The organism is Patulibacter sp. NPDC049589 (genome assembly GCF_040675535.1).
Lineage (GTDB): Bacteria > Actinomycetota > Thermoleophilia > Solirubrobacterales > Solirubrobacteraceae > Patulibacter.
Genome location: NZ_JBFAPC010000040.1, coordinates 25,078 through 38,341, shown reverse-complemented (window position 1 = coordinate 38,341; position 13,264 = coordinate 25,078). Strand labels below are relative to the sequence as shown.

At 75.4% G+C, this 13,264-nt stretch carries 9 protein-coding genes, 1 tRNA gene and 2 pseudogenes; 5 read left to right on the top strand and 7 right to left on the bottom strand.

The window, feature by feature from the left end:
* Positions 1-135: 135 nt before the first annotated feature.
* Together AB0L40_RS10045 and AB0L40_RS10040 are read left to right on the top strand one after the other, a co-directional pair.
* Entirely contained in the window at positions 136-1,440 is a 1,305-nt protein-coding gene (locus AB0L40_RS10045; protein ID WP_364352974.1) for a hypothetical protein, read from the top strand.
* Between the two features lie 177 nt (positions 1,441-1,617).
* A tRNA-Ser gene (locus AB0L40_RS10040) sits at positions 1,618-1,705 on the top strand.
* Between the two features lie 176 nt (positions 1,706-1,881).
* On the opposite strand, the pseudogene AB0L40_RS10035 reads toward AB0L40_RS10040, so the two are convergent.
* Positions 1,882-2,163 (bottom strand): annotated as a pseudogene (locus tag AB0L40_RS10035) (SDR family NAD(P)-dependent oxidoreductase); the annotation flags it as partial.
* 44 nt (positions 2,164-2,207) lie between these two features.
* Here AB0L40_RS10035 and AB0L40_RS10030 point away from each other — a divergent pair.
* Positions 2,208-2,453, top strand: a pseudogene (locus AB0L40_RS10030) (hypothetical protein); the annotation flags it as partial.
* 438 nt (positions 2,454-2,891) lie between these two features.
* Positions 2,892-3,464 carry a hypothetical protein gene (locus AB0L40_RS10025; protein WP_364352971.1) on the top strand — a complete coding sequence of 191 codons (573 nt, stop codon included), beginning with the start codon at positions 2,892-2,894 and terminating at the stop codon, positions 3,462-3,464.
* A gap of 182 nt (positions 3,465-3,646) precedes the next feature.
* On the opposite strand, the gene AB0L40_RS10020 is transcribed toward AB0L40_RS10025, so the two are convergent.
* Entirely contained in the window at positions 3,647-4,939 is a 1,293-nt protein-coding gene (locus AB0L40_RS10020; protein ID WP_364352968.1) for a hypothetical protein, read from the bottom strand.
* Between the two features lie 163 nt (positions 4,940-5,102).
* Complete coding sequence (locus AB0L40_RS10015) at positions 5,103-6,740, bottom strand: acyl-CoA synthetase (RefSeq protein ID WP_364352965.1); 1,638 nt, start codon at positions 6,738-6,740, stop codon at positions 5,103-5,105.
* A 225-nt stretch (positions 6,741-6,965) separates the two neighbouring features.
* Between AB0L40_RS10015 and AB0L40_RS10010 the strand changes: the two genes are divergently transcribed.
* A complete protein-coding gene (locus tag AB0L40_RS10010; RefSeq protein ID WP_364352962.1) occupies positions 6,966-7,304 on the top strand; it encodes a hypothetical protein in 339 nt (112 codons plus the stop codon).
* 3 nt (positions 7,305-7,307) lie between these two features.
* On the opposite strand, the gene serS is transcribed toward AB0L40_RS10010, so the two are convergent.
* The 4 genes from serS to AB0L40_RS09990 form a co-directional block, all read right to left on the bottom strand.
* Positions 7,308-8,663 carry a serine--tRNA ligase gene (serS, locus tag AB0L40_RS10005; RefSeq protein WP_364352959.1) on the bottom strand — a complete coding sequence of 452 codons (1,356 nt, stop codon included), beginning with the start codon at positions 8,661-8,663 and terminating at the stop codon, positions 7,308-7,310.
* A 93-nt stretch (positions 8,664-8,756) separates the two neighbouring features.
* A complete protein-coding gene (locus AB0L40_RS10000; protein ID WP_364352956.1) occupies positions 8,757-10,184 on the bottom strand; it encodes a hypothetical protein in 1,428 nt (475 codons plus the stop codon).
* Positions 10,171-11,592 (bottom strand): hypothetical protein, encoded by a 1,422-nt coding sequence (locus AB0L40_RS09995; RefSeq protein WP_364352953.1) that lies wholly within the window; start codon positions 11,590-11,592, stop codon positions 10,171-10,173. The genes AB0L40_RS10000 and AB0L40_RS09995 overlap by 14 nt, the downstream gene beginning before the upstream one ends.
* On the bottom strand, positions 11,586-13,103 hold the full coding sequence (locus tag AB0L40_RS09990) for a hypothetical protein (RefSeq protein WP_364352950.1): 1,518 nt from the start codon (positions 13,101-13,103) through the stop codon (positions 11,586-11,588). The genes AB0L40_RS09995 and AB0L40_RS09990 overlap by 7 nt, the downstream gene beginning before the upstream one ends.
* Between the last annotated feature and the right edge of the window lie 161 nt (positions 13,104-13,264).

Sequence of the window (13,264 nt, the reverse complement as noted above, 5' to 3'; positions counted from 1 at the left end):
GCAGCGGCGGATCACAGGCGACACGATCGAGGGCTCCGCGATCCAGCCCGGCGCGGTCGACATCCCCGGCACCGCCCCGCGCCCCGCGCCGACCCGGCCCGGCCGGCGGCTCGGCGGGCAGGCGGGCTCGCCGTCATGAGCCCAGCCCTCGCCGGCCTGCACGTCCTCGGGCTCGACCTGCACTGGCAGGAGATCATCACCGTCCCGCTGTTCATGGGGGCGATCGGCTACATCACCAACTGGTCCGCGGTCTGGATGCTCTTCAACCCCCTGGAGTTCCAGGGGGTCCGGGTGCCGGGGATGCGCTTCTTCGTGAAGCTCTCGCCCCGCAAGGTGCAGCAGATCCCGGGGGTGATGCACGGCGGGATCGGCTGGCAGGGGATCATCCCCTCGCGCGCGGCGAAGATGGGCTCGATCGCCGTCGACAAGGGCATCTCGAAGCTCGGGAACGCAGCCGACTTCTACCAGCAGCTCGAGCCGGACAAGATCGCCGAGCACATGATCGCGTCGGTCGAGCAGGACCTGCGCCCGCTCGTCGAGCGGATCATGGAGCGCGAGCACCCGCGGCTCTGGCACGACCTGCCGACCCCGGTCCGCGAGGCGATCCACACCCGGGTGCGCAACCAGCTTCCGGACATCGTCCGCGACGTGACCGAGAAGATCGGCACCCACATCGACCAGCTGCTCGACGTGAAGCTCATGGTCATCCGGGCGCTCGAGAACCGCCCGGAGCTCGCGAACCAGATCTTCCAGGAGACCGGCCGGAAGGAGCTGCGGTTCATGGTGAACTTCGGCTTCGTCTTCGCGTTCTTCCTGGGCTTCCCGGTCGTGCTGATCACCGAGGCGATCCCGTACTGGTTCGTGCTGCCGATCATGGGCACGTTCGTCGGCTGGGCCACGAACCTCGTGGGCATCTGGATGATCTTCGAGCCGATCGAGGAGCGCCGGATCCTCGGCTTCAAGGTCCAGGGACTGTTCCTGCGCCGCCAGGCCGAGGCCGCTGACATCTACTCCGAGATCATCTCCCGCGAGATCCTGACGCTGGCGGGCATCGGCGACGAGCTGCTGCACGGCCCGCGCTCGGACACCACGCGCCGGATGATCGAGGACTCCCTGCGCCCGGCCGTCGACCGCGCGACCGGCCCGGCGCGGACGGCCGTCCGGCTGATCATGGGCGGCCGCAGCTACGACTCGATCCGCGACTCGGTGGCCGTCGAGGCCGTCGACTACACGCTCACCCCCCTGCGCGACCCGGAGTTCAACCGGGTCCAGGGTGCCCGGATCCGCACGCTGATCTCGACCCGGATGCGCGAGATGCCGCCGTCGGACTTCGTCGAGATGCTGCGCACGGCGATGAAGGAGGACGAGTGGCTGCTCTTCCTCCACGGCGCCGTCCTCGGCTTCGGCGCCGGCCTGCTGCACCTGCTGATCTTCGGCTGAGCACCGGTCCCCCGATCGCCCGATCGGCGCGGAGCGGGCGCGTGGGACGTGCCGAGCGGCGGCACGCCACGTTCGGGTGGTCGACGAACGTCCGACGTTTCCGGAGTGCCGATTCGGGGAAGCGCCCCATCCCGGCGCCGACCGCTCTACCCTTTCGTATGCGCTCCGGCGCGCCACGGAGGGGTGGCAGAGTGGACGATTGCGCCAGTCTTGAAAACTGGAGGCGGGTCACCCCCGTCCAGGGGTTCGAATCCCCTCCCCTCCGCCTACGGGCCCGTGAGGCGTCGTCCGGTCGCCCGCGTGACGCGTCGCCCGACCCCGGCCGACCGCCCTCGCGGCCCGCGCCTCAGAACGACCGGTGCAGCCGCACCTTGCGCGGGTCGCGGCTCAGCTCCGCCTTCGACGCCGCGGTCTCCTCGTGCTGAGCGCGTAGCCGCCGACGCCCGGGTGCGACGTCCACGACATCCGCGAGAGGACGTTGAGGATCGCGCCGCCCCCGCCGGCCGCGAGTCCCGGCGCGAACGCCCGGAGCATCGCCAGGGTGCTGAAGACGTTCGTGTCCATCTCGGCGCGGATCCGCGCGAGGTCGCCGGCGACGAGGTCCTGGAACAGCGAGACGCCCGCGTTGTTGACGAGCAGCGTGACGTCCGGGGCGGCCCCGGCCGCGGCGGCGACGGACGCCGGGTCGGTGATGTCGAGCCGCAGGACCTCGGCGCCGGGCACGGTTCCACGCCGTCACGTCCGGCACCGCCTGGCTCTCGCGGCCGGGCGAGCCGCCCGTCCAGCTGCTGCCCGGCGACGTCGTGCTGCTCCCGGCGGCGCCGAGCACGTGCTCGCCAGCGACCCGAAGGCCCTCGCGCGCACGACCGAGCGGGTCTTCGACCCGTGGGAGCGCGCGGGGGAGGGCGTCGTCCGCATCGGCACGGGGCCCGTCCGGACCCACGTCCTCTGTGCGCACTACGACCACGACCCGGTGGTCACCACGCAGGTCCGGGACGCTGGCCGGTTGGTGAGGACGCAACGGTTCGATGGGGCCGCACAGGCAATGGCTGCCCGGTTCGAAACCGAAGTCGAGTTTCGTGATCGATCCGAAGTGGAGATCGTTGCCTTGACTGCGGCTTCGGAGGACGATCTACGACGGACACACGGCCGGTACTTTCTCGGCCTCGGAGACCTCGCTGCTCGGATGAAGTAGGCCTCTCCGGCGGTGACGTCCCAGGCGGATGTTCACCGGTGCACGCTCCGCGGCGACGCCTGCCGCATACGCAACGTCGAGACCTCGAAGGCGGACCCCGACCGCACCGCCCACGTCGACTGTGGCCGCGGCAGCCGTCGCATCGTCTGGACCTGGCACCCCATAGGTGCCAGCACCCGGCCCGGGCGCCTGTCGTCCGCCAAGATCGGTGCGGACCCCATAGGCGCGCCGTAGGGCAGCCCGTAGAGTGCCCGGCGTGCCGCGCCGGTCGATCCGCCCAGCCCTCCGCCGGAGCGCGGTCGCCGCGGCGGCCGCCGCGGCGGGCATCCTCTCTTCGGGACTCCCCGCCACGGGTGCGACGCGAGGGCCCTCGCTCCGCGCGGGGACGCTGAAGACGTCCCAGATCGAGCGGCTGATCGTCGACCAGTTCGCGGCGCAGGGCGTGCGGCTCCACCGCGTCTCGTGCGCGTCGGGGGTGCAGGCGGCGGTCGGCGCGCGGATCTCGTGCACGGCGCTGAACCCCGCGGACACGAAGCTGATCATCCGCGGCAAGGTGACCTCGGTGTCCGGCGGCACGGCCCGGATCAAGGTCAAGGCCGTCCGCGGGATCGCGAAGGGCACGGTGATCGCCCGGCAGGTCCGGTCGCTGCTCGAGAAGCAGGTCGGGCAGCGCTCCGCGGGCGTCACGTGCCCGAAGCACGTCCCGATCCCGACGACGCCGAGCGTCACCTGCGTGCTGCGGACGACCCAGGGCCCGCGCTACAGCGTCACCGTCCGGATCGACGCGAAGAGCCGGATCACCGCGAAGGTCGCCACCCGGCCGCGCTGACGGCGCGCCCCTCGGTCCCCCGGGCTGCGCCGGGTGCGCCGGCGAAAGGGGGCGCGGGGCGGAGCGCCCCCGGGAACGACAACGCCCCGGCGACGTGTGAGCGTCCCGGAGCACGGCCGAACGGAGGCGAGTCCGCGCGACCCGGGAGACAGTAGCGGTCGCGACCGGCCGGAGCGGCGCGCCTAGCGCTTCCCGAACGTCGCGCTCGACGTCCGGACCGCGGCCTTCCCGCCCTTCGGCGTGACCGCGGTGGTGAGGGTCCCGCCGACCGAGGAGCGGCCCTTCAGGCGGCGCTTCGCGGCGCGCGTGAGCTTCAGCGGCACGGTCACGTCGCCCGCGGACCCGCGGTGCGCCGTCCCCGACCCGATCGTCCGTGCCTTCCCCAGGTGCAGCCGCTTGGCCGACGAGGCGCCGACGCGGAACGTCGTCCGCACCGTGCACGCCGAGGCGCACGTCGTCCGCAGCCGCACCTTCCCGCCGACGAGGTCCTTCAGGCGATGCCGGCCGACGAGGACGACCTTCGGCGCGGCGCTCCCGGCGGCCCCGCCGCCTCCCGTCGAGCCGCCGCCGGTCGAACCGCCGCCGCCGGTGCCGCCCCGGGCGCCGCCGCCCGCGACGGTCGTCGGCCCGCCCCAGAACGGCGCCGTCCCGTCGGCGACCTTCCGCGGGTCGCCGCCCGCGACGTCGACGACCCAGATCCCGCCGGCGCGCTCGAACGCGACCCGCGCGCCGTCCGCCGAGAACGCGGGCCGCGAGTCGGCCGGGCCGCTCGTCAGGTCGCGGACGCGGGTGTGGGTGGCGGTCGAGTAGAGCGCGATCGTGCCCTCGGTCGGGGCGCCGATCGTCGACGGGGCCGGGCCGCGGACGGCGACGATGCTCTGGCCGTCGGGCGCGCCGTCGGGCAGCGAGATCTGGCTGTCGGGGTCCGCCGCCAGGACGGTGGCGCAGTTGGGGGACGCCGGGGGCGCCGGTGCGCAGATCCGCGAGAGCGTGTTCGTGCTCTCGTTGACGAACCCGCGGAAGACGACCAGCGGCTGGCCGTTCAGCCACCCGTGCGTGGTCTGGGAGATCGACGATCCGACGGTCGAGGTGGTGGTGGCGCTCGCGTCGGGGGCCTCGTACGTGTACCACCCGTTGGTGTCCGGGAATTCCCACAGCACGTGCGTCCCGTCGGGCGACAGGCGCGGGTACTCGTAGACCGGCCCGGTGAACAGCGGCGTCGTCGCGCCGCCGCCGACCGGGGACAGCACGACGCCATGCGGGTTGGGCAGCGTCCACGCGACGGTCGCGCCGTCGCGGGTGATGCCGGTGGCGGTCGCGCCGGCGACGAGCTGGTGCGCGCTGCCGGCGACGTCCGGGTCGACCGCGCAGACGTTCGGCCCGCACTGGTACTCGATCGTCGACGCGCCGGCGGGCGCGGCGGCCCCGAGGACGGCCAGGGTGGCGAGGACGGGGACGGCGGCGGCACGGCGCACGGCGGGCCCTTTCGGGGCGGTGGGAGCGGGCTCGGCCGTGGGGGCGGCGCGGGGTGTGGACCGCGCGATCCTACGCCCGGCGTGCGCCGTCCACGAGCGTCCTGGCGCGCGACGACCGAGGTGGCGCGCCGGCGCCCGGAAGGTCGGGGTCAGCCCCTAGCCATCACGCCTTCGCCGCCTGCGCCCGCTCGTCCTCGAGCGCCCGCAGCTCGATCCGGCGGATCTTGCCCGTCAGGGTCTTGGGCAGGTCCTCCACGAACTCGACCTCGCGCGGGTACGCGTACTTCGAGTGGTGGTTGCGGACGTAGGACGAGATCTCCTTCCCGAGCTCGTCGGACGCCTCGTGGCCGGCGGCCAGGACGACGAACGCCTTGACGATCCAGCCGCGCCGCTCGTCGGGCTTGGCGACCGCGGCGGCCTCCTTGACCGCCGGGTGCTCGAGGCACGCGGACTCGACCTCGAACGGGCCGACGCGGTAGCCGGCGGTGAGGATCACGTCGTCGGCGCGGCCCTCGAACCAGACGTAGCCGTCGGCGTCGACGCGCGCGGCGTCCTTCGTGTGGAACCACTCGCCGCCGAAGGTCTCCTCCGTGGCCTCCGGGTTGTTCCAGAACCGCAGCGGCCACGTGGGGGAGGACTCCCGCCGCCAGCAGATCTCGCCGCGCTCGTCGACGCCGACCGGCCGCTCGTCCTCGTCGAGGACCGCGACGTCCCAGCCCGGCATGACGCGGCCCATCGAGCCCTCGCGGATCTCCATCCACGGGAAGTTCGCGCAGAGCGGGTAGCCCTCCGACAGCCCGTAGAAGTCCATGACGGTGACGCCGAACTGCTCGCGGAACCACTTGATCGCCTCGGGGTTCAGCGGCTCGCCGGCCGAGCACGCACGGCGCAGCGGGATCGGGAACCGCTCGCCCGCCCGGTCGACCGCCATCAGCGACCGCATCGCCGTCGGGGTCGTGAAGAGGTTGGTGATCTTGTTCCGGCTCAGGAACTCGAGCTCGGCCTCGGGGGAGAACCCGCCCTCGCGCTCCAGCACGTAGTGCGTCGCCCCGGTCCGCCAGGCGCCGAGCAGCGGGTTGATCCCGGCCGCCCACGCCCACTCGCTCATCGAGCGGAAGCGCTCGTCCGGCTGGATCTCGTGGCAGTGCTCGAACTCCTCGTGGCCGAGCACGAAGCGGTGCGCGTGGAGGATGCCCTTCGCCAGGCCCGTCGTGCCGGAGGTGTAGAAGAGGTGCGCCGGGTCCTCGGCCGCGGTGTCGACGGTCTCGAACTCCGGCGACGCCGCCTCCAGCAGCTCGGACGTGAGGATCAGCAGCGTGTGGTCCTCTGAACCCGGAAGCCCGTCCTCCCCGCCGTCGACATCCCACCCCGGCAGGCCGGTGATCGAGCGGACGATGTGGTCCCGGTGCGCCTCGTCCGTGACGACGAGCCGCGCGCCGGAGTCGCGGATCCGGTGGCGGATGCCCTCCTCGCCGTAGAGGACGGACATGCCTAGGAGGATCGCGCCGACCTTGTAGGTGCCGAGGAACGCCGCGGCGGCCTCCGGGCGCGGAGGGACGAGCATCGCGATGACGTCCTCGCGGCCGATCCCGTGCTGGACGGCGAGGTTGGCAAAGCGGTTGGCGAGCTCCCGCTGCTCCTTCCAGCGGACCTCGCGGACCGTCCCGTCGGGGGCCTCGTGGACCATCGCGAGCTTCTCGTCCGGCCACTTGTCGCACACCTCGGCGGCGACGTTGAAGCGCTCGGGGACGTTCCAGCGGTGGTTCGCGACGAGCTCGTCGTACCGGGGGTCGGAGGTCATGTCCCGACCCTCCCACACGCGCGGGGCCGGGGGTCGCGGGCGCAAGGAACGTGGCGCACCGCCGCTCGTCGTGAGTCACGCCGCGAGCGGATGGTGTCCCGGAACGTGGCGCGTCGACGCTCGGCCGCGGTGACCGGCGACGAGCGGGATCCGGGGCGCCCACCCTGAATCCGTCGTGTGACGGGGTGCGACCGCGAGACCGATCCGCCGCGTACCCTTCGCGCAATGTTCGACGTCTCCACCACCGATCCCACCGGCACCCGCAAGCTCCTCAACGTCATGCTGGTCCTCGGGATCATCGACGTGGTGCTCTTCGTCCCGCTCGTCCTCGGGATGGTCGGGATCATCGACTCGGACTCGTTCGTCGGGCCGGTCGGCATGGTCCACGGCCTCGCCTTCCTGGCGATCGTGGGCATCGGCCTGCTCGGCGCCCAGCAGCAGCGCTGGCACGTCAAGTTCGTGGCCGCCGTCGTCGTCTCCGGTGCGGTCGGCCTCGTGATCATCTCCGACCTCCTGATCCGCCGCGAGCTCGAGGCCGCGCTGGCCGAGCCGCAGCAGGTCTGAGCGTCAGCGCGCCGCGGGCAGCACCCGCGGCGCGCCGAAGGCCGCGAGGCACTCTGGGAGCACGATCGTGCCGTCCGCGCGCTGGCCGTGCTCGAGCAGCGCGATGATCGTCCGGCCGACCGCGATCGCGGTGCCGTTGAGCGTCGCCAGCGGCTCGGGCTTGCGCGGCGACTCCGTGCGGGAGTCCTTCAGGCGCGTGTTCAGGCGGCGGGCCTGGAAGTCCGTCGTGTTCGAGGTCGACGTCAGCTCGCGGTACTGCTGCTGCGACGGGAGCCACGCCTCGCAGTCGAACTTCCGCGCCGCCGAGGCGCCCAGATCGTCGACCGCGATGTCGACCACCTGGTAGGGGATGCCGAGGTCGGTGAGGATCTCCTCCTCGATCGCCAGGAGGCGCGCGTGCTCCTCCTCGGCGTCCTCCGGCGGAACGAACGAGAACATCTCGACCTTGTCGAACTGGTGCACGCGGAAGAGCCCGCGGTCGCTGGCGCCGGCGGCCCCGGCCTCGCGGCGGAAGCACGGCGAGAAGCCCGCGTAGCGCAGCGGCAGCTCGGCGACCTCGAGGATCTCGCCGGCGTGCATCGACGCCAGGGCGACCTCGCTGGTGCCGACGAGGTAGAGGTCGTCGCCGGGCAGCGCGTAGATCTGCTGCTCGGTGTCGGGCAGGAAACCGGTGCCGTAGAGCGCGTCCTCACGCACCAGGACGGGCGGGATCACGGCCTCGTGACCCTTGTCGCGCAGCTTCGACAGCGCCCACTGCACGAGCGCGAGCTCGAGGAAGACGAGGTCGCCGCGCAGGTACGCGAAGCGCGAGCCCGACAGGCGCGCGCCGCGCTCCATGTCGACGCGGTGCGCGCCGGCGAGTTCCAGGTGGTCCTTCGCGTCCGTCGCCGGGGCGGCGGCGTCGGGGCCACCGTCGCCGAGCGGCCCGGCCGTCGCGGGGCGCGCGCCGAGCCCGTCGATCCGCGGCTCGCCGACCGTGCGGACGACGGTGTCCTGCGGCGGGCTGTCGACGTGGGGGAGGTTCGGCAGGCGGGCCTGCTGGTCGGCCAGGTCGGACTCGACGGCGGCGAGCTCCTCCTGGATCGCCTTCGCGCGGGCGGAGACCTCGCGCATCGTCGCCACGGCGGCGTCGGCGGCGGCGCTGTCGCCGGACTCCTTCGCGGCCTTCTTCGCCTGGGCGATCGCGCCGTTGGCGGCGTTCTGCTCCGCGCGCAGCGTCTCGAGCTGCGGCAGCAGCTCGCGGCGCCGCTCGTCGAGCGCCAGCACGGCGTCGAAGGACTCCGCGTCGGTGCCGCCGCGGCGGGCGAGGGCGGCACGGGCGGCGTCGGGATCGCGGCGCAGGGCCTTCAGATCGAGCATCGCGGCCAAGCGTAGCCCGGGGGCGCCCCGATCCGCCCGGTGGCCGGGCGGTCGCCCCGCCGCCCGTCCCGCCCGGTCACGCCGCCGGGCCGCTCACCGCACGACGTAGTCGTCGTCCGACGGCCGGCCCGGCGCGTCGCGCAGCAGCCGGGGCGGCGCGGAGCCGTCGGGCGTCACCGCGACGACCCGGCCGCCGCCGTCGTCGTCCGAGAAGCGCAGGACGAGCACCAGGAGGCCGGTCGCGCCGTCGACGCCGGCGTGCTCGACCTTCGCGGTGGTCGAGAGGGAGTCCGGCAGCCCGGCCGTGCTGGCGGCCCACACGGGCGAGACGGGACGCGTCCCGGACGTGATCGGCGCGATCCGGCCGTCGGCGTCCAGCGTGCTGAGCGGCAGCCCGGTGGGCCCGCGCTCGAAGCGCTCGCCGGACCCGCCCGTCAGCACCCAGCGGCCGTCGGGCAGCGTCCCGACCACCTCGTAGCCGAAGCGCCCGAGCGACCGGATCGTGCCGTCGGCGCGGACGATCGCCGCGCGGCCGGCGTCGGCGCCGACGCTCTCGTACGCGTCGCGGCCGCTCGACCGCGGCGCGCGGACCCGGGACGTGCGGACGAGGACCCCGGCGGCGCTCGCGTAGGACCGGTCGTACGCGGGCGCGCCCGTGCGCAGGACGCCCGACGTGGTCCACGTCGCCGCGGGCCCGGGCCGTCCGGCGACGCGCACGGTCACGGCGTAGCGCCGGCCCGCCCGTGCCCGGAAACGCTTGGTCGTCACGCGGCTCTCCGCGCTGTCGCGGCCGAGCGACCGGTTCGCTCCGATCGGCGCGGTCAGCCCCGCGTCCACCTGCACCGTCCCGCCGCCGGGCAGGTCGACGACGTCGCGCGGCGCGACCGGCTCGCAGCGGGCGGTCGCCACGACGCAGCGCCGCGAGGCCGGCGCCGCGAACCACGGGTCGGCCCGCGGGTCGCGGCCGACCGCGTGCAGGACGAGCGAGGCGCCGTCGGGGGCCCACGTGATCCACGGATCGGGCTGGTCGTTCGCGGCGTTCGAGTAGGGCCGGAACGCGCGGCCGAGGGGGCCGCCGGTCGGTCCGGTGAACGGGACGACCGGCCCGCCGCCGAGGGGGACGAGCCCGGCCAGCGGGCGGTGCGGCTGGTCGTCGAACCGGTCGGCGGGCGCGGGCCCCGTCGGTCCCTGGCCCGCGTAGGCGACCGGCCCGCCGGGCGGCGCGGCCTCGAACGTCGCGACGTCGTCGGGCAGGCCGGCGACGGGGAGCCCGGCGATCCGCCCGGCGTCCGCGGTGGCCGGGAACGCGGCGATCGCGACGACGTCCGGCGCGTCGGAGTCCGCCGCCGGGTCGCTGGTGATCCGGACGACCTCGGCCGGGGCGGCGGGTGCGAGGACCGCACCGCCGGCGAGGACGACGGCGAACGCGAGCAGCGCGCGGCTGCGGACGTCGATCCGGAACCACCGGTCCTCGGGACGCCTCGACCGATCGTCGGTCGTTCCGAACTCAGCGGGCGTCATAGGACGCACCTCCCTCGTGGTCGACGAGCCGGGGCGGCGTCCGGCCGTCCAGCGGGATCCGGACGAGCGCGCTGTCGCCGAGGAAGAACACCGTGCCGCCGTACCCCGAGTCCTGCAGGGCGACGAGGAGGTCGTCCCCGGCGGGCCACGCGGCGAGGAAGCCGGCGCCGGCGGCGAACGGGTCCGGCAGCCCGGCGTCCAGGGCGAGCCGCACGGGCGTGACCGGCCGGCCGCCGACGAGCAGCGCCCGCACCCGGCCACGCCGGTCGAGCGTCGCGAGCCCCGGCTCCGGGGGCCCGAACCGGCTGGACGCCCGCACCTCCGACGTCGGGACGAGCCAGCGCCCGTCGGGGAGCGTGCCGATCGGCGTCACGGCCAGGCGCAGCGGCAGGGTGCTCAGGTGGCCGGTGGGGGAGACGAGCCACGGCGCGAGGACCCGCGACCGGAGGTCGATGGCGGGGCCGCTCGACGGGATGCCCTCCTGGTCGCGGGGCGGACCGAGCCGCGTCGCGTTGCGGCGGACCAGCACGCCGGCCGGCCCGGAGACCCGGCTCCCGAGGGCGACGATCCCGGCCTTCGCGTCCGACCGGATGGCGCGCAGGACGCGCAGGCGTCCGGAGCCCGTCGGCGAGGCGGAGACCGAGGCCGCGGTCCGCACGGGATCCCGCCGACGGGCGAGGACGAGGCGCTGCTGCCGGACGCCGTCGAGCTGGTAGGACGAGCCGCCGTCCCGGTCGTCGGAGGGCGAGGGCCCGTCGAGGCGCAGCGTCCGCCCGCCGGCGAGCGGCAGCAGGTCCGACGGGGCGCCGCGCCCCGCGGTCGTGCACCGGCCGGACGCCACGGTGCAGGCGACCGAGCGCACCTCGCCCAGCGTCGACGCCCAGCGGTCCGGATCGCGCTGGACGAGCGCGTGCGCGACCACGACGCGGCCGTCGGGGGACCACGAGACGCCGGCGCCCGGGGCGACGGCCCAGCGGGAGCGGTCGACGTCGCCCCGCTCGGGCCGCGGGCGCGGCAGCCCCGGGGGCCGCAGCAGCCGGAGCGCGCCGTCGCGGAGCGTCACGATCGCGATCCGCCCGTCGGCGCGGGCGAACGCGACGCGGCGCCGGTCGGGGCTGACGGCCGGCTGCGGGACGAGCCCGCCGTCCCGGACCGTCCGCACGTGGCGGCGGACCCCGCCGGCGGAGAACGCGTCGATCCGGGTGACGATCCGCTGCGCCTTGCCGCGGCCGCGGGACTCGGGTACGAGCCGGACGACGACCGGTGCGCCGGTGGTCGACGCCCTGGTCACGGCCGCGGGTGCCGACGGCGACGCGCCGGCCGCCGCGGGGAACGCGGCGAGGACCACGGACGCGACGACGGCCGCGCGCGCGGCGAGTACCGGAGCCGGTCGGGTGCCGGTCACCATGCGGCCACCACCTCGCGCGAGGACTCCTCGCCGGCGTAGCCCTCGTCCTGCACGGCGATCAGCTGCGCCGGGCCGCCGTCGAGGCGCAGGCGGACGGCCGCGCGGGGCTCGTCCTCCTCGGTGCCCGGCGCCGGCTCGACGCCGACGAGGACGACGATCGTCCCCGTCGCCCGCTCGTACCCCAGGAGCTCGACCTCCCCGGGCCGCCCGCCGGGGCGGCGCCCGACCGCCGTGGCGATCCGCTCCGCGGTGGCCCGCCGTCCGCCGAGGGTCACGGGCGCCGCGGTGCCGTCGGGGCCGACGACCGCGATCGCGGCGCCCGTCGACGGCGAGATCGGCGCCGGCTCGTCCGCGCCCAGCAGGCCGAGCCAGCGCCCGTCGGGCAGTCCGCGGACGGGCGTGACGTCGTCGGCGCCGACCGTCGGCAGGTGCAGCGTCCGGACCGCGCCGTCGGGAGCGACCAGCAGCGGGGCGGCCGGCCGCCGGCGGGTGGTGAGCGTCAGGCACCGGCGGGCGCGGACCAGGCCGACGCCGCTCTCGCGGTAGACGCGGCAGCGCGCCCGCGTGCCGCGCCGCACCCGGACCCGCTGACGCGAGACCAGCACGCCGACGGGGCTCGCGACGGCGCCGGTGGCGACGTCGACGCCGCTCGCCGGCGTCGACGCGTGCCGGTCGACGGTGGCCGTCGACGTCGCGCCCGCGACGGTGGTCCGCACGACGATCCTCCGGCGCGCGATCCGGCGCATCCGCCGGGCGTCCCGGCCCCCGCGGGCGGCGACCTCGGGCGTGTCCTCCAGGTCGTCGAACGTGAGCCGACCCTCGATCGCGGTCGTCGCGCTGACGAGCCGGCCGTCGGGCAGGAACGCCGCCGCGGCACCGGCGGCGGGACGGGCCCGGCACCGCGCCCGCTGGAGGTCGCAGACGCCGACGGTCCGGGGCGGGACGTCGTCGCTGTCGCTCGCGTCGTCCTGCCCTTCGCGCACCGGGTCGAACAGCAGTCGCCGCCCGTCGGCGGACCAGGTGCGCAGGAACCCCGCCTCGAGCGGGGAGAACAGCACCGGCCGGGGCGCCGCGCCGCCGTCCGTGCGCAGCACCGTCGTCCCCTGGTGCCCGCCCTCGAAGTCGACGGCGACGAGCGTCCCGTCGGGCGATGTCGTCGCCGCGGAGACCTGGCCGCTGCCGCCGACGACGAAGTCGGGCAGCGGGCGCCGCGAGCCGTCCGCCGCGATCGCGGTGGCGCGGAACGTCTCGGTGATGCCGAGCCGGGTGTCCTGCACCTTGCCGGTGGTCTGCACCTCGAGTACGTCGGCGGCGGCCGGGCCGGCGCCGAGCGCGAGGAGCCCGGCGAGGGTGGCCCCGACGACGGCCGCCCCGGAAGTGGCGGTGGCGGCGACGCGGGCGGTCGTGGCGGCGGGGTCGTCGACGGCTGCGGCGGCGCGGGGGCGCGCCGACCGGGGACGGAGGGGTCGATCGGGCTCCGTCGACGGACGGGCGCGGGGCGGGTGGGGCACGGGGATCTCCGGGGACGGCGGAACGACGACGCGCACGCACGCGCCGGTATGGGCACCGTACCGGGCGCCTCGGCATCGTTCGAGGCGCCGACGGCGGGGACGCGACGCTTCAGCGTTTCTCGTGGCCCCCGGCGGGTCCGGCACCCCGTGGTCACTGCCGG